27 protein-coding genes are annotated in these 24,070 nt (G+C 35.0%); 19 read left to right on the forward strand and 8 right to left on the reverse strand.

The window, feature by feature from the left end:
* Nucleotides 1–180 precede the first annotated feature (180 nt).
* The 5 genes from ND812_RS13925 to ND812_RS13945 all read left to right on the forward strand — a co-directional run bounded on the left by ND812_RS13925 (nucleotide 181) and on the right by ND812_RS13945 (nucleotide 2,844).
* Entirely contained in the window at nucleotides 181–540 is a 360-nt protein-coding gene (locus tag ND812_RS13925) for a helix-turn-helix domain containing protein (protein ID WP_265376023.1), read from the forward strand.
* A 50-nt stretch (nucleotides 541–590) separates the two neighbouring features.
* The gene (locus ND812_RS13930) at nucleotides 591–788 is read left to right on the forward strand and encodes a hypothetical protein (protein WP_265376024.1); all 198 of its coding nucleotides are present in this window, start codon (nucleotides 591–593) and stop codon (nucleotides 786–788) included.
* A gap of 48 nt (nucleotides 789–836) precedes the next feature.
* A complete protein-coding gene (locus ND812_RS13935; protein WP_265376025.1) occupies nucleotides 837–1,325 on the forward strand; it encodes an integrase core domain-containing protein in 489 nt (162 codons plus the stop codon).
* A gap of 183 nt (nucleotides 1,326–1,508) precedes the next feature.
* Nucleotides 1,509–2,084 (forward strand): hypothetical protein, encoded by a 576-nt coding sequence (locus tag ND812_RS13940; RefSeq protein ID WP_265376026.1) that lies wholly within the window; start codon nucleotides 1,509–1,511, stop codon nucleotides 2,082–2,084.
* A 181-nt stretch (nucleotides 2,085–2,265) separates the two neighbouring features.
* Entirely contained in the window at nucleotides 2,266–2,844 is a 579-nt protein-coding gene (locus ND812_RS13945; RefSeq protein WP_265376027.1) for a YdeI/OmpD-associated family protein, read from the forward strand.
* Between the two features lie 41 nt (nucleotides 2,845–2,885).
* Here the strand turns inward: ND812_RS13945 and ND812_RS13950 are convergent, their stop codons facing one another.
* The 4 genes from ND812_RS13950 to ND812_RS13965 form a co-directional block, all read right to left on the reverse strand.
* Nucleotides 2,886–3,485, reverse strand: a complete 600-nt coding sequence (locus ND812_RS13950) for a glutathione S-transferase family protein (RefSeq protein ID WP_265376028.1) — start codon at nucleotides 3,483–3,485, stop codon at nucleotides 2,886–2,888.
* Nucleotides 3,486–3,748: 263 nt separating this feature from the next.
* Nucleotides 3,749–4,216 (reverse strand): SRPBCC family protein, encoded by a 468-nt coding sequence (locus tag ND812_RS13955; RefSeq protein WP_265376029.1) that lies wholly within the window; start codon nucleotides 4,214–4,216, stop codon nucleotides 3,749–3,751.
* A 44-nt stretch (nucleotides 4,217–4,260) separates the two neighbouring features.
* The gene (locus tag ND812_RS13960) at nucleotides 4,261–4,725 is read right to left on the reverse strand and encodes an SRPBCC family protein (RefSeq protein ID WP_265376030.1); all 465 of its coding nucleotides are present in this window, start codon (nucleotides 4,723–4,725) and stop codon (nucleotides 4,261–4,263) included.
* The gene (locus tag ND812_RS13965; RefSeq protein WP_265376031.1) at nucleotides 4,688–5,068 is read right to left on the reverse strand and encodes an ArsR/SmtB family transcription factor; all 381 of its coding nucleotides are present in this window, start codon (nucleotides 5,066–5,068) and stop codon (nucleotides 4,688–4,690) included. The genes ND812_RS13960 and ND812_RS13965 overlap by 38 nt, the downstream gene beginning before the upstream one ends.
* Before the next feature lie 149 nt (nucleotides 5,069–5,217).
* Here ND812_RS13965 and ND812_RS13970 point away from each other — a divergent pair, with 149 nt between their 5' ends.
* From ND812_RS13970 to ND812_RS13980, 3 genes are all read left to right on the forward strand, one after another.
* Nucleotides 5,218–5,544: a DMT family transporter gene (locus ND812_RS13970; protein ID WP_265376032.1), complete on the forward strand. Its 327-nt coding sequence runs from the start codon at nucleotides 5,218–5,220 to the stop codon at nucleotides 5,542–5,544.
* A 96-nt stretch (nucleotides 5,545–5,640) separates the two neighbouring features.
* Nucleotides 5,641–6,078, forward strand: a complete 438-nt coding sequence (locus ND812_RS13975; protein WP_265376033.1) for a MepB family protein — start codon at nucleotides 5,641–5,643, stop codon at nucleotides 6,076–6,078.
* 143 nt (nucleotides 6,079–6,221) lie between these two features.
* On the forward strand, nucleotides 6,222–7,052 hold the full coding sequence (locus ND812_RS13980; RefSeq protein ID WP_265376034.1) for an acyl-CoA thioesterase: 831 nt from the start codon (nucleotides 6,222–6,224) through the stop codon (nucleotides 7,050–7,052).
* Here the strand turns inward: ND812_RS13980 and ND812_RS13985 are convergent.
* A complete protein-coding gene (locus ND812_RS13985) occupies nucleotides 7,042–7,773 on the reverse strand; it encodes a pseudouridine synthase (RefSeq protein WP_322113695.1) in 732 nt (243 codons plus the stop codon). The genes ND812_RS13980 and ND812_RS13985 overlap by 11 nt on opposite strands.
* A 113-nt stretch (nucleotides 7,774–7,886) precedes the next feature.
* Here ND812_RS13985 and ND812_RS13990 point away from each other — a divergent pair, with 113 nt between their 5' ends.
* The 9 genes from ND812_RS13990 to ND812_RS14030 all read left to right on the forward strand — a co-directional run bounded on the left by ND812_RS13990 (nucleotide 7,887) and on the right by ND812_RS14030 (nucleotide 17,058).
* A complete protein-coding gene (locus ND812_RS13990) occupies nucleotides 7,887–9,689 on the forward strand; it encodes an ABC transporter ATP-binding protein (RefSeq protein ID WP_265376036.1) in 1,803 nt (600 codons plus the stop codon).
* Nucleotides 9,690–9,749: 60 nt separating this feature from the next.
* Nucleotides 9,750–10,874 (forward strand): methyl-accepting chemotaxis protein, encoded by a 1,125-nt coding sequence (locus tag ND812_RS13995; protein WP_265376037.1) that lies wholly within the window; start codon nucleotides 9,750–9,752, stop codon nucleotides 10,872–10,874.
* A 15-nt stretch (nucleotides 10,875–10,889) separates the two neighbouring features.
* Nucleotides 10,890–11,147 (forward strand): hypothetical protein, encoded by a 258-nt coding sequence (locus ND812_RS14000; protein WP_265376038.1) that lies wholly within the window; start codon nucleotides 10,890–10,892, stop codon nucleotides 11,145–11,147.
* Nucleotides 11,148–11,155: 8 nt separating this feature from the next.
* On the forward strand, nucleotides 11,156–11,836 hold the full coding sequence (locus ND812_RS14005) for a hypothetical protein (RefSeq protein ID WP_265376039.1): 681 nt from the start codon (nucleotides 11,156–11,158) through the stop codon (nucleotides 11,834–11,836).
* Nucleotides 11,837–11,882: 46 nt separating this feature from the next.
* The gene (locus ND812_RS14010; RefSeq protein WP_265376040.1) at nucleotides 11,883–13,403 is read left to right on the forward strand and encodes an SDR family oxidoreductase; all 1,521 of its coding nucleotides are present in this window, start codon (nucleotides 11,883–11,885) and stop codon (nucleotides 13,401–13,403) included.
* Nucleotides 13,404–13,942: 539 nt separating this feature from the next.
* Nucleotides 13,943–15,550: an ArnT family glycosyltransferase gene (locus ND812_RS14015; protein WP_265376041.1), complete on the forward strand. Its 1,608-nt coding sequence runs from the start codon at nucleotides 13,943–13,945 to the stop codon at nucleotides 15,548–15,550.
* Complete coding sequence (locus tag ND812_RS14020; protein WP_265376042.1) at nucleotides 15,547–15,861, forward strand: hypothetical protein; 315 nt, start codon at nucleotides 15,547–15,549, stop codon at nucleotides 15,859–15,861. Before ND812_RS14015 ends, ND812_RS14020 begins: the two co-directional genes overlap by 4 nt.
* 24 nt (nucleotides 15,862–15,885) lie before the next feature.
* Nucleotides 15,886–16,644, forward strand: a complete 759-nt coding sequence (locus tag ND812_RS14025) for a polyprenol monophosphomannose synthase (protein WP_265376043.1) — start codon at nucleotides 15,886–15,888, stop codon at nucleotides 16,642–16,644.
* A gap of 120 nt (nucleotides 16,645–16,764) precedes the next feature.
* Complete coding sequence (locus ND812_RS14030; protein WP_167396506.1) at nucleotides 16,765–17,058, forward strand: STAS domain-containing protein; 294 nt, start codon at nucleotides 16,765–16,767, stop codon at nucleotides 17,056–17,058.
* Between the two features lie 12 nt (nucleotides 17,059–17,070).
* Here ND812_RS14030 and ND812_RS14035 read toward each other — a convergent pair whose 3' ends face one another.
* Nucleotides 17,071–18,690, reverse strand: coding sequence for a glycoside hydrolase family 13 protein (locus tag ND812_RS14035; protein WP_265376044.1), 1,620 nt, complete (start codon nucleotides 18,688–18,690; stop codon nucleotides 17,071–17,073).
* Between the two features lie 81 nt (nucleotides 18,691–18,771).
* Here ND812_RS14035 and speD point away from each other — a divergent pair, with 81 nt between their 5' ends.
* A complete protein-coding gene (gene speD, locus ND812_RS14040; RefSeq protein WP_265376045.1) occupies nucleotides 18,772–19,533 on the forward strand; it encodes an adenosylmethionine decarboxylase in 762 nt (253 codons plus the stop codon).
* A gap of 11 nt (nucleotides 19,534–19,544) precedes the next feature.
* On the opposite strand, the gene ND812_RS14045 is transcribed toward speD, so the two are convergent.
* A complete protein-coding gene (locus ND812_RS14045) occupies nucleotides 19,545–20,096 on the reverse strand; it encodes an SCO family protein (protein WP_265376046.1) in 552 nt (183 codons plus the stop codon).
* Nucleotides 20,086–21,618: a methyl-accepting chemotaxis protein gene (locus ND812_RS14050; protein WP_265376047.1), complete on the reverse strand. Its 1,533-nt coding sequence runs from the start codon at nucleotides 21,616–21,618 to the stop codon at nucleotides 20,086–20,088. The genes ND812_RS14045 and ND812_RS14050 overlap by 11 nt, the downstream gene beginning before the upstream one ends.
* Before the next feature lie 280 nt (nucleotides 21,619–21,898).
* On the opposite strand from ND812_RS14050, the gene ND812_RS14055 reads away from it, so the two are divergent.
* Nucleotides 21,899–24,070 carry a hypothetical protein gene (locus ND812_RS14055; RefSeq protein ID WP_265376048.1) on the forward strand — a complete coding sequence of 724 codons (2,172 nt, stop codon included), beginning with the start codon at nucleotides 21,899–21,901 and terminating at the stop codon, nucleotides 24,068–24,070.

Genomic DNA, 24,070 nt, shown 5'->3' on the forward strand with positions numbered 1-24,070 from the left:
CAAGTCCCTAACGTCCCGTTTCCGGGACTCAGGGTCAGGAAACTTCGGATAGTCTAGTTCGTTATGCGCAAGTTTGCAAATGTATGCCTCAGGACATGGGTAACACTTTTGTAGCAAGACATAGGTAACACTTTCAGGTTATTCGTCTCTTTAGATCACCTTTTTAGGAGGGTTTTAGGGATGCCTTGGAAGGAGTTTAATACCGTGGATTTAAGATTTCAATTTGTTCTGGATTCGTTCCAGACTGGCGTCAATTTTACTCAGCTCTGTGCTCAGTATAGCATCTCTACTAAGTGTGGGTATAAGTGGAAAGAAAGGTTTCTAAGGGAAGGAAAAGAAGGGCTTCTAGATAAGAAGAAAACTCCTAAGAACTCTCCAGCTAAGATCGCTGAAGAAACAATTCTAGAGATCATCAAGATTAAGAACAATAGAAAGTTCTGGGGTACTAAGAAAACCTTACAACTCACAAGACTCAATTCCCTAATCGCAAAGTTCCTAACAGATATACAATTGAGCGCATTCTTAAGAAAGCGGGACTAAAAGATTCTAAGAGAAAAAGAAGACCAACAAACTCAAGTCAAAGAATCTCTATGCCAGAGAAAGCTACCAAACCTAACCATGTTTGGACTGTTGACTTCAAATGTTGGTGGTACACTCCAGAAAGAGAGAAAGTTAATCCGCTCACTGTTCGTGATGATTTTTCCAAATACATACTCTCTATCAAGACTCTTAAGAAAGGTGACATTGCTTCGGTTAAGGCGGAATTTACTAGGTTATTCTCTATCTAAGGCTTACCTGATGTTATCCGCTCCGACATTGGGCCTCCTTTTGCCTCTATGCAGTCCTTTTGGGGACTCACCAAATTATCTGTTTGGTGGCTCTCTATTGGAATCAAGCTTGATCGCATTCAATCTGGAAAACCTTACCAGAATGGTGCTCATGAGCGCATGCATAGGGACATGGCTCGAGAATTACAACATGAATTCGTTGGAAACATCACCCTCTTCCAAAAGCTCTTCGACAAGTGGAGAATCGATTTTAACAGAAACAGACCTCACGAAGCTTTAGGCATGAAGACTCCTGAACAAGTCTACGTGAAGTCTGACAAACCATTCGATACAAATGCTGATTTACTCATTTCTTATCCTTATGGTTTTAAGCAAAGGCATGTCAATGACAGAGATTATATCAATTACAATGGAAACCTCATCATGATCGAGAATCCATTTAACGGATTTAATGTGGGAATCAAAAAAGAAATCGATTCCGTTTCCATTTACTTCAGTTCTAACAAGTTAGGTTCATCAATCAAAATTTATTCTTGATCATTTCTGATCCTAACTCATACAAAGTTCATAAACCAAGAAAGTTATCTAAAAAGTGTTACCCTTCTCCTGATACCTAATTAAAGATTGAACAATTTCGAACTATATAAGAATAATTTGGAATACAAAATGTTTTATTGACGAAACTACTTTTAAACTTAAAATTCGACCGTGAGGAAAAAAATGTTTCGTAAAAATTCTTTTTTATTAACCTATTCAATTTTATTTTTTGCACTAAACTGTGCATCATTCAGAGAAAACAATCTCCCGATTGCTCAAGAAAGTGAATACAAAACGATCAAAACTGAGAAAATAAAAGTCTTTAGTCGTTGGACTTACGATACCAAAGAACCTGATGGTGTATTATGGGCTGCCGCTCATAAAAGTTGGTTTGATAAAGCAATTCTAGAATCTGGTTGTTGCTCTCTTGTTGAAGGTCCCAAAGAAGCTAATCTGGTTGTAGATGGAACCGCTTTTGATCGCGTCAATCACTTGAGAATAATTCCACTTATATTTAGCGCTTCATCTCTAACTCTAATTCCTTATTGGCAAACTATGACTGTTGATATTAAAGTAACAGCTAATAAAGGAAATAAACAAAATAAATATGAACTTAGAGATTCATTTACCATGTTTCAGTGGTTACCAATGATTTTTCTTATGCCTTTCACTGGCACTCCAGTTACAAACAGAGATTTTCTCTTTTTAAATACGTATCAAAATTTGGTAATTCAAATTAAAAAAGACGGTCTTCTGTAGCATACAGTTACAAAAATAATTAAAGTAACAATTATTAAGCGGGAAATTTCATATTTCCCTGCTTTCAAAGAATTGATTCATCCGGTCCATAAATCGAATGATCAAAAAACGTATTGGATATTTCCCAAAAAACACATGAAAATCTTCAATCAATCCGCATTTCCTATTGAATTGTAATCAAATGGCTATACCAAATACTTTACCTATCATTGAATTTTTGTCAGCAGAATCATTCGAAATTTGGCTTGAGAAGAATCATAAGAGCTCCATCGGAATTTGGATCAAGATATTTAAAAAAGAATCAGGAAAGAGGACAATTTTATATCCAGAAGCACTTGATGTGGCACTATGTTATGGCTGGATTGATAGCCAAAAACAATCGATTGACGAACAAGCATGGTTACAAAAATTTTCTCCAAGAACAGCGAAAAGTATTTGGTCAAAAATAAATATAGGACATGTTGAAAGACTGTTCCAAGAAGGGAAAATGAAACCAGAAGGTTTAGAAGCTGTCGAAAAAGCAAAAGCCGATGGTAGATGGGAAAAAGCATATGATTCGCCAAGCAAAATATCTGTTCCTGAAGACTTTCTGAAAGAACTTAGTAAGAACAAAAAAGCAAAAGAGTTTTACAAAGGCCTCAAGAAATCAAATTTATACTCAATTGCATTCCGGCTACAAACTGCGAAAAAAGCTGAGACAAGAGAAAAACGCATAAAGGAAATCATTACAAAGTTGGCAAACGGTGAAAAACTCCACTAAAATTTCAGTTACGGATGTTACTATTCGTTAGAACAATTCATTTAAGGTGTTAAACCGGACATACCGATATAACCTGGTAAATTTTGAATTCGACTCATCCACTCTCGTATCGATTTATATCCTGATAAACTAACATTGCCTTGACGAGAAAGTGCGATGTAAGGATATATGGCAATATCAGCGATGGTAATCTTATTTGTCGCCAACCATTGGAATTCTGATAATTGTTTTTCTAAAACATTCAGAAGACTTGTTGTTACAGCTTTGGCTTCTTCTACATTGATTGGACGTCCTAAAATAAAATGCGCGCGTAGTGCTCCTGGCCCACGGGAAACTTCGTTTGCAGCTATAGATAACCAACTTATAATCTCTGCAGCTTCCGCGGGCTTCTCAGAAAACCAATCGTTACCTCCATAAGCTTTTGCTAAGTATACTAATATAGCTTGGCTATCTCTTAAAACAATATCATTATCTTTTAATACTGGCACTTGGCCAAATGGATTCATCTCCAAGAAGGTAGAAGATTTATGTTCTTTTTCAGGACCGTTAACAATTCGACTTTCATATTTTAAATTCAATAAAGACAACATCAATCTGACTTTGTAACAATTTCCAGACAACTCAAATTCATACAATTCCATCTTAGTCTAAATACTAAAGAAAAGAAGATACAATTGGCAATAATTTCTTCAGTTACATTCAAAGAATTTAACTAGCTGCTTAAATTGCAAAAGGAAGAATTTTTCAATGATTTACAGAATAGATATAAACAAAATAGGCTCAATTCAATTTCAATCAGTAGAAATTATAATGAAAATTACCAACATTATATCTTTTTAGTTATTATCAACGCCTTCCTTTGCTAAACTTAGAACAAAGGAAGGGGTGACTAATATATTTAATATCAATTCATATCATCAATTTTAATATCATTTGGCGAAGCTCTACCAATTCCAGTTTCAAGTAAATTCTTTAAACTCAAAAGAAACGTTGCCCACTTCATACTACAATGCGCGGTAAACTCAGATTCTCGTTTCCAATCATGATGCCGAAAATAAAGGATTGTCATCTCTTCGCCAGTTGTTGCTTTTCCGAAATTTAAATGGAAATCAACATGAGAACCAATCCAATCAATTGGTCCAGAAACACATTCCCATATCACTTGTTTTGGTGAAATCTCCTGTACTTTCATCTCAATTGCATTCCCGTGACCAAACTCAAAAGTAATCACTTCGCCTATAGCAGAAGCACCACTTGCAAAACTTCCCTCGACATCTTTTGTCCACCAATTAGACAAACCTAATTTGGTGGTCAACGCACTCATTACCTCATTTACGGAAGCCTTAACTCCGATTTTGTGATAAATTCCCATACAACACTCCTTATTTAAAAAGTTTTATTTCTTCTTTGTTAAATCTAGTTACGAAACCAAAAATCTAAGGCTTCCAATACATTGGTCCAACCATGATTATGGTTTTTAATTTCGATATTGCTGATTAATTTTTCGTGAACCAAGGTTACTAATGTTCTTGGCTGTATTGCGGAGACATTTACATCACTTGATTTATTCGATACATCTTTTAATGTAACTGTCACTAGTGTTTCCCTATTCTCCGTTGCATGAGAACACCAAGTAAATACTAATTTATGCGGCTCTTCAATGGTTATATATTCGCCTGTATGAGGGAATATTTTTCCATCTAAACTCATGTTAATTGTAAATTTTCCACCAGGTTTTGGATCAATAAAAACAGATTCAATACCAATATCTTCGCCTGACAAAAACCAACGCGAAAGATGATCTGCATTTAACCATGCTTGAAAAATTCGATTTAAATCTGCATTAATTTCTCTTTCTACTTTTATTACTTGTGGGCTCATGCTCATTCTCCTCTAAAAATGCCTCTAAACTTGCTAATTTATTTGTCCAAAACTCTTGGTGATACAGTATCCAATGACTTGCTTCCTCTAAAGTTTGGTTTTCAAGTTCCAATCGATAACTTCGCCCGTCATCTTGTGCGCGAACTTTTCGAACCAATTTTGCGTCAGTCAATACTTCGATGTGTTTTGCAACACCAGCAAACGACATAGCAAATGGTTCAGCAAGCTCCGAAATACTCAAAGAACCTTTTCTAAGCCTTGCCAACATTTGTCTTCTTGAATGGTCAGCAAGCGCAGCAAACACCTTATTTAATATTTGTTCTTTTTTTTTATATTCAACCATTTGGTATAATATCTAATTTGTTTTTTTTTAGTCAATTATTAAACCATAAAGTTGAATATTTATTTTATGTAATCAACCATGGAATTCTAATAAATAAACCAATTTACATTTGAATAAGATCATGATATATCGGTTATAGTGGAGTTTGTGTGAACTGGATATTACTGTTTCTTGCGGGTTTATTTGAAGTTCTATTTGCTTTTTGTTTAGGAAAGGCAAAGGATTCCATTGGATATTTGGTTTATTATTGGTATTTAGGTTTTTTCGTTTCGCTTTGTATCAGTATGGGTTTATTGATTAAAGTTACCAAGACTCTTCCTATTGGAACAAGCTATGCAGTTTGGACTGGAATTGGCGCAGTAGGAACCATAATTATTGGAATTATTTTTTTCAAAGAGCCAGTGGAATTTTGGAGGCTTTTTTTCCTATCCACTTTGGTGGTATCGATCATAGGACTTAAGTTTCTTTCTCACTAATTCACAAGTTTATCTACCACAAACAATTTCACCTACATGTTCCCAAACTTTTTAGTTAACATTCAAAAACATCTTTTGAATCCATTAGAATTGAAAATGGAAAACATCATCATCGAAAAAGAAGGCAAAAACTACAATTCTTGTAGTTTCAATTGTAACAACAAGAAGGTGATTTTTCGAACAGCGAATAACACTCCCAAGAAAAATGGCCTTTTTGTTACTCTATGGAAAAGAAGTAAAAGTGGTACTATCAAACCGTATCAATATAAAGACCTTTTCCATCTATCAATCATTGAGACAATTTATAATGATCATATTGGATATTTTTTATTTAACAAAGAAATTTTAAATGAAAAAGGGATTCTTTTTGGAAAACAGAAAGGAAAATTAGGGTTCAGAGTTTATCCTCGATGGGACAATCCAAATAACAAACAAGGAATTTTAACTCAAAAATGGCAATCGCCTTTTTTCATCGAAATAAAAGATAAAATTATGACTGACCATGATCATGAGTTTTTAACAGAGATTTTTTAAAATAAAATTAAGAAATGAATGGTTGCCATTAGGATTTCTTGATGTGTCAAGCCAACATCGTCAAACCCCAAATAACATAACGATATGATAGTCTACATTAGATTTTTTCTTTACCAATCCATTCAAATGGAAAGAAAGGAGGAATGAATCAAATTTTCCGCAAAACATTATCCACTCGACACTTTGATTTGGATTGGAATCGACATGTCACAAGTCGAACCTATGAAAGGTTTGCTTACGATGCTCGATGCGAAGTTTTAAGAGAATTTGGTTATCCCATTGAACTAATGTTAAATACTAATATTAGTTATGTTCCTGGTTCCACTAATGTAAGATTCCTAAACCAACAATTTGTAAATTCCGAAATGACAGTTGAATCGGAAGTTTATGGTATGAATGATGGAACCCTCTTGTGGAAACAATCCATTGTAGGTTCCAATGGAAAAAAAGCATGTGAAATTGAAACAACCTCAACATTGGTGAAGGATGAAAAAAAAATCAAAATTCCAGATCTTCCCAAATTAAGTGTCACTCCTTATCAATTTACGATCCACCCAAAACCAACAAATCAAAACATTGTGGAACATGATTATTACATTCCTTTCAGTGATATGAATTGTTTTTGGAATTTACCTTCTGATTCCATTTGGAAAATTTTCGAAGAGGGACGTTTCCTGTTTTTTAAAGAAATTGTAGATCTCAATTTGATCAAAGAAACTGACTCTACTACTTTTTTTATGGGCGGCGAAATACAGATCTATAAACCAATAGAACCAGGAACTCATGTGAAAATCTTAAGTTGGATCGAAAGTTTTGAAAAAATCCGTTTTTATTTCAGACAGGATATTTTAGATTCAAAAGGAAACTTACTTGCAAGTATGAAAGACGAACAGTTGTTTGTTTCACTTTCAAATTCAAGACCAAGACGAGCACCTGCTGCATTTTTTGATAAAATAGAAAGATTTATTGAATGATCGGTATTTTTTGTTTGAGCAGGGTTTCTTCTTCTTCCGTTAACTCCCGGTAACTACCTATAGGAATTGAAGGATCTAACTTTAAATTGCCCATTTTCACTCGTTTTAAATACAAAACTTCTTTGCCCAAACTTTGGAACATCCTCCTGATTTGACGATACTTCCCTTCTTTTAACCAAACAGTGACTATACGAGGTTTTGTTTCATCAGGAATAGCCAGACGAGCAGGTATTGTTTTGTATCCATCATCTAACTCAATTCCAGTTTCAAAACTTAATATATCCTCTTTTGTTACTGGTTCTGAAATTTCTGCAAAGTATTCTTTCTCAACTAAATGTTTTGGAGAAGTATAATAATGAGCCAAAGTTCCATCTGTGGTAAAAAGCAATAGTCCTTCTGTTTCTTTATCCAATCTTCCTACGGGAAACAAATTCATGTTTTGATGCCTTTCACTTAAATAATCCATCACAGTCTTTTCTCGAGGGTCTTCCGTAGCAGTGATACAATCGGGAGCTTTATTCATCATAAAATAATAAAAATCTTTGCGAATCAAAGTTTCGTCATAAAAAACAACTACATCATTGATTGTGATTTTAAAACCGGGGTCCTTAACAACGATTCCATTTACTTTGACATTACCTTGGTAAATTTCCTTTTTTACATCGGACCTAGATCCTAATCCAAAATTTCCCAGAACTTTATCCAATCTTTCCTTTGGCATACGAGTAACATCGAATCAAGTGATTTGAAATTCGGAAAGTGGAATTCAATGTTTTCAATGTATTTTATTAAAAAAAGCTATCGAAACATCCCTCCGAAAACAATCTAACCAGTATGTTGGATACTTTTTTCCGTATCGTTCAATCATCCAAAATAGCGTTTCGGCTCGCTTATCATAGTTCCCCTACTTTAACATTACTCATTACGTTTTTGACTATCTTAAATGGATTGTTTCCTTCAACATTAGTTTGGATTGGAAAACTCATCATTGATTCCATCTTACATTCCAAAATTACATCTGGTAATTGGTATGACCTATTTTATTCTGAAACTGCAACTTATGTTTACTTTGAAGGAATTATCACTGTCATCTATTTTGGAGCTCAAAAGTTATACTTTCTTTGCACAACCTTACTAAGGATTAAACTGGGCCAAGAAGTCAATGAAAGGATCCTTTCAAAAGCAATCACCTTAGAACTTTCCCAATTTGAAAATTCAGAAACTTACGATCAGATGACCCAAGCAAGATCAGAGGCATCTTCAAAACCTTTATCAATGGTAAATCGATTCTTTACGATTGCACAATCTTCAATTACGATTGTAAGTTTTTTTGGATTACTTGTAAAACTTTCTCCATTGGCCTCCATCATTTTAATCATAGCGGCTATTCCAACATTCATAGCTGAAACAAAGTTCTCAAATCATAATTTCAGACTCTTCCGATGGAAAGCAAAAGAAACCAGAGAACAAGTTTATCTAGAAACATTAATGGCAAGAGAAGATAACGCAAAGGAAATTTTATTATTTAACTTAGGTAAGGAATTTTTAAATCGTTACAAAAACAATTTTCAAAAAATATATGCAGAAGATAAGAAGCTAACGGTTAAAAAAAGTATAGTGAGTTTTTTCTTAGGACTAATCAGCCAGTTGGCATTTTATGGATCTTACATTTGGATTGTAAGTCTTGCCTTACAAAAACAAATCACTCTTGGTGAAATGACCATGTATTTAGTAATATTTCGCCAAGGACAATCTACATTTGCAAATGCATTATCGGCATTTGGTGGAATTTACGAAGACCATTTGTATATCGAAAACCTTATGGAGTTTTTAAACTTATCAGTTCCGAAAAAAGTTGGCATCCATAAAAGTACAAATACAAAAACTGGCATCGTATTTGATCAAGTATCATTTTTATATCCAGGATCCACAAACGATTCACTAACAGATATTAGTTTCGAAATTCCAGCTGGTGAAAAACTAGCAATTGTTGGAGAAAATGGATCGGGGAAAACTACCTTAATCAAATTATTGACTCGTTTGTATTCACCTACTAAAGGAAATATTTATTTGGATGGAATCAATCTTGTTGATTGGGAAGAAGAATCTTTAAGAGAACGATTTGGAGTTATCTTTCAAAATTTTGTCCAATACCAATTTAAGGTTGGAGACAATATTGGAATGGGAGATGTAAAACAAATTCAATCAGAATCACAATGGATGAGTGCTGCAAAATTGGGCATGGCACACGAATTCGTAACACGTTTGGATTTTGGATACCAAACACGTTTAGGAAAATGGTTCCAAGATGGTAGAGAACTTTCCGGTGGGCAGTGGCAAAAGATAGCTTTGTCGAGAGCATTTATGAGATCCAAGGCAGACATTTTAATCTTAGATGAACCAACTTCTGCTATCGATGCGGAAGCAGAAATGAAAGTATTCGAACACTTTAGGGAACACACGATGGGAAAAACAGTCATTCTGATTTCTCATCGATTTTCAACGGTAAGAATGGCAGATAAAATATTGGTTTTAGAACAAGGTAAAAAAACCGAATGGGGAGATCACGAAACCTTACTTTCGAAAAAGGGAAAATATGAAAAACTATTTCGATTGCAACAAGCTGGATATCAATAAGAATACTGGTAACTCCGATACTCAAAAAAGAACAGAATCTGAATTAAGGATGGCTTAAGGATGGATGACAAATATTCAAATTTGGGTATGAAAAAACTCAAAGAACTGATTGATTCATTTGGCGAAAGATCAAAAGAAATTGGTTCTGTTGCATCCTCCATCCAACAAGTCGCAAAGCAGACCAACTTACTTGCATTAAATGCATCCATTGAAGCGGCAAGAGCGGGTGAACACGGAAGAGGATTTGAAATTGTCGCAAATGAAGTCACAAAATTGTCCTTCCAAACCTCAGAAGCCACTAAAAAAATCTCGGAAATATTATCTAGAATCAATCTAGAAAACTCAGAAGCAAATGCTGATGTACTCGAGATGGAAAAACAATCCGTCATCGAATATGCAGACTTATGGGCCAACAACATAGCTAAAGTATTAGAATCAAAATTCTATATCATGGCTACCTCATTGTATGGCTTAAAATTTTTAATCCAAAGTTTGGTACATGCGAACATAGGTATGAAGCGAGAACACCTTCTACTCATCCTACAAGAATATTTAATCCAAAATGAACAACAGTTAGCGTATGCAATTTGTTGTGAGCCAAATGTGATCGATGAAAAGGATCATGAATACCAAAACAAAGAAGGCCACGATACAAAAGGCCGATTTGTTCCCTATTGCCATCGCCATACTGGTCGGATATCAATTGAACCTTTACAAGGTTATGATGTTCCCGGTGAAAATGAATGGTATGTCTTACCTCGTGATTTGGGTGAAGACGTAATGATGGAACCTTATGACTATCCTATTGAAGGCAAAACAGTAAAAATGACAAGTTTGATGACAAATTTGTTTTTGCATTCGAAATTTGCTGGGATTTTAGGCGCCGACTTTTCACTGGAACAACTTCAAAAAGAATTATCGCCCAAAAAAATCTTTGGGATTGGAACCACCTCACTTGTAACATATGAAGGTAATTTTGCTTCACACCCCGAAATTGGTAAATTAGGCTCGAAAGTAGAGGGACTCAATACCGACGCTTTACTTGCCATCCAAAAAGGAGAGTCCTTCACTCAAATTGACTCTAACCATTTGGTTCGAATTTTGAAACCAGTGAGGATTGGGCAAAGCAAACGTTCCTGGAGTATACTCGTCGAATTCAATATTATTTCTGTTTTGAAAAAGTAATTCGTCTAATGCATAATGGATCCAACATTAGAAGAACATTTAGAATCCCAAATTGTCGCATTGTACAAGGAAAAAGAAGAACTGGAATCAGCATTAGGTTCTTCTGACATCGATACAATCATCCATGAATTCCAAAACCTGGAAAAGGAATTAACCTACCTTTATTCATTTAAAGAAAATTACAGAAAAGTAAACACAAATCGAATCCAGATTGAATCGATTTTGTCAGCTTACATACCGAATCATCGATTCCATAAAAATCCAAACCAATAGAGACACATATGGAATTACAATTTATAAAAGATAAACTTTCTAACCAAAACTTTAAATCTTCTGTCGCCGAAAACATAAATGAATGGATGATTGGATTTGGACAAAACGAGGAACATAAAAACAAAATTCACCTTTGGTTTGATTCTATGATCCATCAATTTTTGGATATATTAGATGATGTCGAAATCAAGGAAGAATTGAGTGTTCTAATTTTCTCAAAATACGTTGAACTCAAATGTTATTGGAAACAACTCAACACACAAATCCAATACCAAAATTTTAATACAGGAGAAGCTGATCCTAATCTAATCATTAAAGCATCTTTAACAACATACATACTAATTGCTTTAGAACCGCTCATTCACGATGAAGACTTAAACGAAATCCAAGAATTTTTAACCAAACCAATTCGAGAATTGATGATTGAAGAAATTTCGACTGACAGCCGGCAAAATATTCATGAGGATACTTTATTAAATCTCTTAGAACAACAGTTACAGGCACTCTACTACGACAAAGAAAAACTATTCACTCAATTACAATGTAACAGTACGGTAGATGTAATTACTCTTATTCAGAATATGAGAGAGCAGGTTAAAAACCTTCATTCCGAAATGGAAAATTCATGCATTTTGGATGGCAATATTCGGTTTACTGGCAGACGTAAGATTAGAATTCAAAAAATCTAATTCCAAAGAGAGTTGATTACCCCAATGTTCCTAAAATTCTGGTTTTATGGACATTGATTCTTTAATACGTGAATTAAAAACTCTATTAGATTCACCAAAAGAACTCGTTACCATACCGGAAGAAAAACGCCTTGAGCTAATGATCCTTTGTGGGAAAATTTCAAGACCGGATCGAAATGAAGTTCGAAAACGGAATCGAACTGTTCGCATCGAAAAAAAAGAAAGTTTAAAAACCCAAGAAAAACAAAAAACAGCTTTGACAGGGATTCGAAGAGCAAGGGAGTCCGCTGTCTTCAAAGCTCCACTACAAATTTCCGATTCTGCTGGATGGTCATGGGATAATGCCACTGAATTATCCCAACCTAAACCTTGTTATATCTGTAAAACTCCCTTCACTAAATTACATTTTTTTTATGACTCCATGTGTCCCAATTGTGCGGAACTCAATTACTCCAAACGTTACCAAACCGCTGATTTAAGAGGCACTGTTGCCGTTATCACTGGTTCGAGATTAAAAATTGGTTACCAAGCCACTTTGTTATTATTACGTGCAGGTGCTCGTGTCATCGCGACAACTAGATTTCCAAACGATTCAGCGATTCGATTCTCCAAGGAATCTGATTTTCACTTATGGAAAGACCGATTACAAATCTTTGGTTTGGATTTAAGGCATACACCAAGTGTGGAGATTTTTTGTAAATTCTTGGAAAACCACTTAGAACGATTGGATATCCTCATCAACAATGCAGCTCAAACAGTCAGAAGACCACCTGGCTTTTATTCTCATTTACTCGAAACAGAAAAAATCCCAATTGTTGACTTACCTTCTGAAGCGCAAAAACTATTAAGTTTTTACCAACACTGTAAAAATGAATTGGATTCCTACCGGTCTGATACGGAAATGAAAGACACAGCAACTGCCTTAGCCGTTAGTTGGAACCATAAAACTCCTGGTGTTGGAATCAGGTCTTCAGCCGCACTTTCACAAATCCCATATTCTCATGACAATTCTCATGAATTGGAATCCGTATTCCCTGACGGTAAATTAGATGCCGATTTACAACAGGTGGACCTCAGAAAAACAAATAGTTGGCGATTGAAACTTGGCGAAATCAATACTTCCGAAATGTTAGAAGTACAACTGGTAAATGCTGTGGCACCTTTTGTTCTTTGCAATCGATTGGTTGGTATTATGCGTAAAGACAACACAGGCAAAAAACACATCATCAATGTTTCTGCCATGGAAGGGAAATTCCATCGATTTAAAAAAGAAGACCGTCACCCTCATACAAACATGGCTAAAGCAGCGTTGAATATGATGACTCATACCTCAGCAGAAGACTTCGCAAAGGATGGCATTTTTATGAATGCTGTTGATACTGGATGGGTGACTGATGAAGATCCAATTGAACTTGCAAAACGAAAACAAGATCTTCATGATTTCCAACCTCCCTTAGATATTGTGGATGGGGCTGCTCGTGTCGTTGATCCGTTGTTTGACGGAGTCAATTCAGGCAAACATTGGATAGGTAAGTTTTTAAAAGACTATTTCCCAATTGACTGGTAAAAATCAAACCCGTTTACTCTGTATTTTTGAATACAATGAAGCAGGCGAATAACTCTTGTAAACGATTGATTGCAAGAATTCGATCCACTTCATGCGATAGGTCACGTTTCCTTTTATCATAGTCGATGTGACCTGTCTGAATCCCCCATTTGGTAGTGTTCAATGACGTAGCGTATATGTTCACCAACACTCGATTCAGAATTATCTTGTTTTTGAAGATACATTCAATCAGAAAGGGAAAAAAGTAAGGAAATTCCTTGTTCCAACAGAATTCCATTATCCTTTCCACATGATGACATGATAACCAATTTAGACTGCATTCCAAAAGAATGAAAAAACTAATTTCTCCCAGTTCTAATTTTTTTCTAAGTTTTCTCTCAATTTTCATTTGGAATCAAAACGATAACTCAGAATTTCAAATCTTAAAAAAGTACCCGTCCAATCTTTCCTTCTATTTTCTATTTCTTTTTTGCAAATTCTTTAGGATTATTATATTGACTGACTAGTCAGTATCTTCGTTTATGTAATTTAATACGATTATGGTTTATCTTCTTTTGGGATTACTTCTCGTGATATTTGGATCCTTACTGGGTGTCCCGGATGCTCCATTCCCTCAAGGGGATGAAATCATGCACATAAGGTCCATTCGTGAGAGTTTAGACCTAGGAAGTTACCTTTTACCTTCCCTATCTGGTTTTCCGAATCCATACAAACCACCGCTGCTTTTTTGGATGGGAATGGTTTCCGATTCTATATTTGGAGTGCATTACCTTTCGGAACGATTGGTCTCTTTTGCATTTGGAATTGGTACAATGGTATTATTATATCGTTTGGTATTTGCCATTAGCAAATCCAAATCTGAGACTTTACTCACTACCCTAATCTTTGGTTTCTCCTTTTTATCTCTGAAATTTTTTGGACTTCTCATGATGGAAGGGCCAATGGTTTTCTTTTTACTTTTTTATTTTCATTCATTTTATTTTTACAAACAAACAAAACATACTTCTTATCTAATTTTTGGAAGTTTGGTCACAGGGATTGGGTATTTACTAAAAGGACCGATCCTGCATGTTTATATCTTAATCATACTCATAAGTTATTTTTACGTTACAGTGATTCGTATTCGAAATGGGAAAATCACATTCCAGTGGAACCAGATCATCCGAGAAAAATTCCTTCTTTTCTCTTATGTTTTGACCTTTATCATTCCACTACTCTGGATCTCTTTTTTGTACTTTCAAATACCATCAGGAAAAGATTTGCTTCGGTTTTTCTTTATCACTGAAAATATAGGAAAGTTTTATTCCTCAAACCAATCAGGATTACGAATTTGGTTGGGTTGGCTCATATACACGATTCCATTTACCATTCCACTTATACAATTGGTTTGGAATTCAATTCGTTTCCCGAAACAAAACAAATACCAGATTTATGTATCTACATTGCTCGTTTTTATTCTATTGGTTACATGTTTACATCTACTTCCAAACCGAAAAGATCCTTACTATGTAACTCCATTTATTAGTTTTTTATTCTTACTTACGTCTATGCAACGAATATCATGGAAATCACTTCTACTTTCAAAGATGAATCGATATAGCATACTCATTGTTTATTTTATCTTATTATTACTTTCCATTGTCTTACGATTGCATACTTTGTTTATTTTTTCTATATTGGGTGTTCTTATCATCGTTAGTTCTCTCTGTTTTTTCCAAAGTGATCAAAATAAATGGAGGGCTGTACTCATTACACAAATCCTTGTGATCCCAATTTTCATTTTTTTCTTATTAAAGCCTCTTTCCGATCCAGACCTACGTGAGGAGGCAAAAGAAGTTGGTGAAAATTCTGTTTGTATTGTGGCAGAGAATCCTTGGACCGCAATGGACGTTCAAAATAAACTTATCAATGCTAAGGTCAAATTTGCATTGCCACTTACAATTGAGGAAAATTGTTCCGAATCAAACTATCTCATCAGTTTTATTGAAACTAAGATTCCGAATGAATTTCATCGAGTGAATTCTTGGTTCCAATGGAAACAACACCTTCAAATGAATACAAAATCACTGATTAGCTCTGTTTTTAAAATGGAAAAACAAAAATTCCAAACGGAAATAGTTTTATGGAAAAAGGGAAGATTGGAATGAAAAAATACGGAATCCTCCTACTAGTCTTATTTTTTGTTTCGATTTGGGATTTTTCCAAAGATAACCTTCCCAAGTTTGGACAAAAAGTAACCAAAATGGAAGCACCTCAATGCAAATACATGTGCGAAAAGCTTAACAACTGTTTGAGTGAAGACCAAAAAAAACAACAAGATCCAAAATTAGTTCAATTTGCCTGTGAAATTCTCTGTTCCAAACAATACCAATTGTTTAATGGATGTTCCAATTCGATTCTAACCTCCTGCCATGCAGGAGAGGTATGTATAAAAAACTTAACCAAGGGGCTTTTTTAAAAGTATAAAGTTGAATGACCGGTCATGAAAGATAAAACAAGCATAATACTTCCAACCTATAACGAAGCAGGTAATATCAAAAATTGTGTTGAAACAATAACGAAAGTCCTAGAAAGAGATGGGCTTCCATTTGAAATCATTATAGTTGATGATAATTCACCTGATGGAACCTTTAAAGTTTCCAAAGTTTTAGCAAAATATGATTCTCGAGTGAAACCATTTGTTAGGCTCACAGAAAAAGGTTTAAGTTCAGCAGTTACCTTTGGTTATAACAAGGCGGAAGGAGACAAATTTGTTGTTGTTGATGCAGATTTCCAACATGATTACACCAAAATTCCAGATGTAATTCGACTTTTAAGAGATAATGATATCGTAGTTGCCACAAGAAGGAGCCAGGATGGCGGATATGGAAATTTCCCCATCTTACGGAAGTTAGCAAGTCTCTTTGCTACAAAAATTTCAGAATGGTTATTTCCTGTGAAGATTTCAGATCCTATGAGTGGATTTTTTGGTATTCGTAAAACAGTCTACTTGGACACAAAAGATAAATTACACCCAAGAGGTTACAAAATTCTATTTGAAATTTTGGGTGTTGTGAAAACAGATAAAATTGCAGAAATTGGTTATACCTTTGGACTTCGCACTTGGGGGCATTCCAAATTAGATTCAGGTGTGATCTTTTATTTCCTTTGGGATTTGGTTTCGATCAAATGGTACCAGTGGAGGCAATCTCATCACTTATTCTTTGGATCAAAAGGAAGGAATTCCCACATCCATCCCTAGACAAACTTTAGTGTTTGGATCGAAAATGTAAGGGAAAAGAAAAAATTTAAAAACTATTTTTTTCGCTTGTACTCTAATGTAATTCGATCGGATTCCGTAGATCTCTCTGTGAGGGACAAAATGGTTTCAGAACTTACAAAAGAAAAAAGTTACCGAATCGAAGTGAGTAGTTTGGATTTGTATTCTGCACAAAGCCTAGAAGAAGACATGACAAAACTCTTTCAAAATGATTTGAGTGTGATTTATATTGATTTCTCCAATGTGGAAGAAGTTTCCTCTGCTGTACTCGGACTACTTTTATACAAAAAAATGATGTTCCAAAAACAAGGTGTGCGACTCTTTCTTACGAATGTAAAACCTCAGATTCAAAAAATCTTAAAAATATTAAACCTGAGTGGCCATTTACTTGTTTGAACTCATTCCAAATTACAAATCAATGATGATCCCAGAATGTTCTGGTAGGTGCATTTTTTTCCCGTCCCATTCCGCTCCACCAAAAGCATAGATTTTTTTTCCTTTCATATCAACATTCAAATCCTTCTGACTTTTACCAAAGTTGAGGAATACTCGAAGTCTTTTTTTCTTAAACCTTCTTTCAAAACTCAAAATAGTTGGTTCGTCTGTATGAATGATTTCCAAACTACCAATTCTTACGACATCAAAATCCTTTCGTATATGAAACATTGTTTGGTAGTGTTTCCACAATGAGTTTGGATCATTTTTTTGTCCCAATACAGTATCACTAACTTGAACGGTTTCGATAGGCAACCATGGTTTAGCATTTGTGAACCCAGCATTTTGAGAATCATCCCATAACATTGGTAGTCGGCAATTATCTCGATTGATGTAGATTCCCAAAAGTTTCGTTAAAAACAAGGGAACAAATCGATTCAATTTGGCAATTGGATCTTTCCCAAAAAAGTTGGAGAGTTTTCCTTCTTTTCTACCAATTTCTTCTCCATAATAAACAATAGGAACTCCTCTTGCCATAAATTGAAAACAAACAAGTAGTTTTGCTTTTCGAATGTCACCACCTAACCGATCAATGTATCTCCTTTGGTCATGGTTACCTAATACATAAGTTGGAGTATAAGGACTTGGGAAAAATTCTTCATTTTTTTGGAGTAGTTTACGAAAAAAATCTGCATTGTAAGAAAAGTGAATTAACTCAAACTGAAACACCAAATTGAGACCATCAGTTTTTTCACCTAAAAAGGATTTTAATACTTGGTCACTTCCACTCACTTCTCCGATGAGGAATGGTTTTTGTTTGTATTTGGAAATGTGTTTCCGAACTTCTTTTGCAAACGAAAATGATTCAGGTAGATTTAGGTTATACTGTTTTTTTTGGAAAAACGCCTCATCATGGTTATCTGGTGTGGGAAAAAATCTAAGACTAAAAGGATTATCTCGAAAACTTTCATCTTTATAAATGGAATTGAAGATATCCAGACGAAACCCATCGACACCTTTTTTTAACCAAAAATCCAGAACGCCAAACATGGTTTTTTTGACTTTTGGATTCCTGTAATTTAAGTCAGGTTGGAAAGATAAAAAATTACTGTAATAGTATTCATCTGTTCCTTTATCATAATTCCATCCCGATTTCCCAACCATTGAAATCCAGTTATTCGGTGGTTCTTTAGTCCCCTTTTTCCAAATGTAAAAATCTCGTTTGGGATTCGATATGGATGATTTTGATTCTAAAAACCATGGGTGTTTGTCAGAAGTATGGTTCATCACCATGTCCAAAACTACTCTCATCTTACGTTTATGGATTTCTCGAATCAATTGTTCACAATCGGTCATCGTCCCAAATCTGGGATCAATGTTTGTATAATCTGCTATATCATAACCAAAATCTTCGCCAGGACTGACATAAAACGGTGAAAACCAAATGGTTTCAACGCCCAAGGATTGGATCTCATCCAAACGTCTGAGGATTCCCTTTAAATCGCCAATTCCATCACCGTTAGAATCCTGGAAGGACCAAGGGTAAATTTGATAAATTGAAGTTTGTTTCCACCATTCCATTTTGTTTTCCATGACTTTTCTAAAACTGACTTGTTATTTCAGTTGCCTCTTACCTAAATACCAAATTTCTGTTCTTTATACAAGCAGGTAGCAATGGATAAAGAAAAAATCAAACTTTCCGGTTTTAACAATCTGACAAAAGTTTTGAGTTTTAACCTCTACGATTTTTGCATCACACTCGATGACGATCAAAAAGGTAGATATGTAACATATATCCACGACAAGTACAATGCGAGTAAAATTACAGAAATCTCCAAAGAGATTGTCAAACGCATTGATGCCAATATCCTCTCTGTATCCGCACAAGATTACGATCCTGTGGGTGCATCTGCTATGGTACTTATGAGTGATGTGAAGGGTGGAGGAAATCCAATCCCATCAACGCAGGTTAGTATGCATTTGGACAAATCGCACATCACTGTCCACACCTACCCTGATGCAGCTGATCCAGATGGGATCTGTTCTTTCCGAGTGGACATTGACATTTCGACTTGTGGAGAGATCATTCCACTTGACTCAATCAATTTCCTATTTGAAGCATTTGAATGTGATGTAGTTTATATAGACTATGTGGTGAGAGGGTATACCCGACTTGCAGATGGTAAAAAGATCTATAACGATCATCACTTCAATTCGATCTTAGATTTTATCAAACCAGAAATCAAAAGAAATTATACTTATCTTTCTGACATCAACATGCCTCAAGATAACACTTGGCAAACTAAATTGATGATCCGAGAACTTGGACCTGAAAATTATTTGTTAAACCCTGAGGACATTTCTCATCCCGATGTTTCGAACAAAATGAAACTTCTAAGAGAGGAAATGAAAGAAGTGTATCATATGATCCACTAATTAGATTTTTTTCACTCTTTACTCATTTCTTTTTGGATTTGGATCCAATCATTTCCACCGAGTTCGGGAAGTGCATAGACAACTTTCCGATTTGGTGGGATGAGAAAAAATTGAGTTCCATGTTCATCTTTTTGTTTGAGAACAGGATATTCCGGTAAATACGCACCGAGCCTTCTATAAAACTGAACTTCTTCTATTGATTTTGGTCGTAGGGCTTGGATTGCCAAAGAAGTTTGGTAATATGCTAAATAATTTTGAATGTCTTCTTCTGTTTCTTTAGGGTCAGTTACCAAAAAGTAATATGAAAATTTTGAATTCGGGAATCGTAACTGAAATTGCCTAAGATTTTCCAAGGCCATAGGACATTTTTTTCCACAACCAACTAACCCAGGATAAATGATGATCCAATTTGATTTTGGTACCGTATCAAATTGAATTTCACAGATCTCACAAGGGATCTTTCGGTATGTACTGGAAAAAAAATGAAGTAAGGAACTAAGTCCTAGTAAGAGTATAATAACAATGACCCAAAGTAGTCTTTGGATCCATTTTTTAAGTGCCATTTCCTGTTTCAATCATCGCAGAAAGTGTTTCGACTGAATCTTTTAAATTTTCAAAGATCACATTTCCTTTGTCGATAAACGAAATCATTTCCGAACTTGTATTCAAGTTGGTTTGTGTTTTCAAATTTAAATCCATAATCGAATCCGATATTTCAAGCATACTAGATGATTGTTCTTTGCTAGAAAGTTGCATTTCCTGTGCAATTTGATCCAGAGTGGTTAAAGCATTTTCTTGTTTCTCAAAAGCAGAGAGTGTTCCCGAAATTTTTTCTGTTAACTCACCCATACCCACTTCTGAAGCCAAAATGGATTTCACAAAACCTTGGACCGTTTGGTTGATTTGGTTTGATTGTTTAAAACTAACTTGGATTGCGGATTTAATTTTACCAGAGATAGTAGAGATATTTTTAGTTGCATCCGCAGTAGAATCGGCAAGTTTTGAAATCTCGGAAGCAACAACTGCAAATCCTCTTCCTGCATCACCTGCTCTTGCCGCCTCAATAGAAGCATTTAATGAAAGTAAGTTGACTTTCTCGGCAATATCCGAAATCAAATCCAAAATTTCTTCCATTTTTTCAGAATCATCTACTGCCACTTCCATAGATTGGTACAAAGTAGAAAATTCTGTTTCCGTTTTTTTGACACTCTCTGCAGACTCTTGGATTTTTGCTCTCATCACTTCCAATGATTTTACAAAACCCTCATTCAAATTGAATAAGTTTCGGTTGAGTTCTTCTACTGTTTTTACTTCGTTGATTTGGCGATTGGATCCTTCTAAAATCAATTGGCTTGATGCAGTGGTTTCTTCTGTTGCTGCTGAAATTGCTTCGATGGAGGAAGATTGGTCTTGGAAAGAAGATTCAAACTTTCTAACGGCGGTTGTGATCAAATTTGAATTTTCAATATAGGATTTTGTCCCTTGAGAAACTTCATCAATTGCGGCAGTGACACCCGCCATTACCGTTTCTAAATTGGTTTGGGTTTCAATTTGTATCCTCAAATCTAATACGGAAAGGTAGGAAAAATAAATGAGAATTCCGGTTTCCATCACAACAAATAGTGCATGAGTGATTACAATTTCCAAACCCGTACCGTAACTATAAACAATCACTTTGGTATTCAAAAATATAACACCAAACTCTTGTAGGTAATTTCCAACTAAGTGATGTATGGCGATTGTCAATGCGGCAACAAGTAATACACGCCAATCTTCATACACAAACAAAACAGCTAGGGCACTGAAAACATGAAAATGCATTTCAATACGACCAAATTGTGCTTGGATGAGAAGGGCACTAAACAACATAAGAGCTGCGCCATTCCAAGCTCTTAAGAAAAAACTTCCACGAAAAAATCGATAGAATAATAGAGAAAGAGTGGCAATGATGACGGCAGAAATTGTGACAACTAAGGTAGCACCATATCCAAGAGAGAGTAAAAGAACAAGGGGAATATGAGCAAAAATTGCCCAAATAAAAAACGTATCTACTTTTTTTTGGCGTTCCAAAAGAACTGCTGCCAATCTTAAATCCATATGCTATGGAACGAATGATTGAGAAAAAATACCAGTCAATAAAAGTATAGAGACTTCTCTTTTTACCTTTTGTTTAATTGATTATATTCTACATTCAGTGAATGTACCGATTGGATTAATGTTTGTTTTTGCTATAGATGGGACTTGTTATGGTCCACAAACTGAGTCGTAGAATCTTTCAAATTCTTTCATTTTCTATCCTTGGTTTTTACTTTCTCTCTTGCCGTTCGGAAAATCCCCTGTAAACTTGTGTCTTAGCAGGTACATTTTGGAACCAATCTCAGATTTCGGTGAAACAGAAAGTTCTCTTTCAAACAATGTTTCAGAACCTTCATACTTTATCTCATTACCAAAAAATATAGCGAGTTATTCCCTTACTTCGCAAGCGATTTTAGAAGAGTTACGTGTACGCCACAGACGATTGGAAATGCATGGAAGTGCAGAAATCACTCCTACCTTATTTCTCACTTTGGATTCCATTCCAGAACTTTTATCCAAACAAGTCCAATTAACCGAAACACACAAAACCAATGTGGCAATCAAAGAAGCACTAAAAGAATTAGCGGGACTCACTGAACACAATAAAGAACCAGTCGTATATTTTTATCCATTTATCTTACTTGTGGATCAAAAATTAGTGTTTCGATTGAGTATTATCTCTCCACAATCCAAGGAAAAAACAGATGTAGTTCCCTTTCGCAGGTCTTGTTTTAAATATAGCATTGATTTGGTGGATATCTTACTAAAGAATCGATCAAATCGTGATCTCATCCTAGAAGAAGAAAATCCAGGGAGTATATTACTAAGAACCGATCAAAAAGGGAATTTATACTTTTTCCCAACAAAACTAAGTTTTGAATCGGAGTTGGAAATGATCCTTCGTTCGAGTATGGAACCGTTTGGACCTTTACCAACAAAAGATTTTATTTTAGATGTTGTTACCAGAGGGAAAGAAACTGCCAAATTGGTTGAGATTGTACCGGGATACCATTTTGTATTACCAAATAGTTCGCATCACCCTGAATACGTAAAACATTTAGCAATACAATTGGATGGACTCAAACAATTCGCCTTTCCTTACCTAAAACGATTCGCAAAAGAAAACAAATATGAAGGTTACTTAGAAAAACTAATTGAACTCGAAACAAAACTTCCTAAAAAAACAGAAGAACTTTTGAATTCAGCACAAAACTACATCCAAGAATTAAGTTCCTTACTGGGAGATTTTCCATTTGATAAAATTACAAACGAAGAATCAATGCGTGTCAAAAATGGAATCCAAGATAGTATCATCATTTTAAACAAACTTTCTCGATTTTTTACCGAACAAAAAAAAGAAGATGCAGAAGACGAATTATTTTCTCTGATCCAATTATTAAGCACAAAAATCGAAGAAAACACAAAAAACACAGTTACTCTCACCAAATTGAACTTAGTCGCCGAAATCAAAACTTTAAATATAAAATCCGATTCAGAAAAAAAAATGGCCATCGATAAAATAGTAAAAACTTTATCTGATACGTATGGTTGTTTGGAAATGAAAGAAGAAGATTTCCATGTCCTCTTTGCACTCGACCAAAAGTATCTAACCAAAGTAGAAGAAAACACTCTACTTTTAGCAAAAACAAATTCCGAATACCGAAACGAACTTCCCATCCTCGACCAAATCCGAATCATCTTAAAAAACAGATCAGACGTATCCATTGACAAAGCAGATATAGAAGATGTATCCAAAGAAGTAGATACAGAAGAAATTGCGGAAACTCCAAAAGAACCAAGGATTTCATTCTCTGCTTTGCAAGAAAAATTCCATGTCCCTATTGGAGTCTTTAGTTTTTTAACATTGGCCTCGATTGTCACTGTCATTTCCCTACTGATTGGAAGTTTGGAATACATAGGCAGTGGATTTTTATTCAGTTTTTTCCTTGGACTGATATTGGGTTATTTGTATAGAAAAGATGGAAAACCAAAACCAAATCTAGAAAAACAAAAAACAGGTGTCCCTAAAGAGAATCGATCACTTACGATTGCTAAGGTGGCAGAAGCTTTTATCTATCCAAAAAAATTCAATAGCATCGCAGAAAAGGTATACGATACAAAACGATTGCGTAACCACATAGAAGAATGTGTAGAAGATATCAAATTGGAACTTTCAGTCGCGGATCAAAAAAAAGACACTAACAAAATTGTCGCTGAAATCGAACATGCGATTTTACAAATCTCTGTGGTGATGAAAATTCCGGAAGCCATCCAATTAAAAAACCGGTCCAAGGAACTCATCCTTTCCAAAGCAGACTTTCGTACGATTTTATTTCGCACACAACTTGCAGAATACTATCGTAAAGAAGCCAGTTTGTATAAATCCGACCGCGACCAAATGGATTACATTCAGTTTATCATCCGCGAATTGGAATTTGGCTATAATAAATATTTAAAGTAA

The sequence above is a fragment of the Leptospira limi genome, assembly GCF_026151395.1.
Classification (GTDB): domain Bacteria; phylum Spirochaetota; class Leptospiria; order Leptospirales; family Leptospiraceae; genus Leptospira_A; species Leptospira_A limi.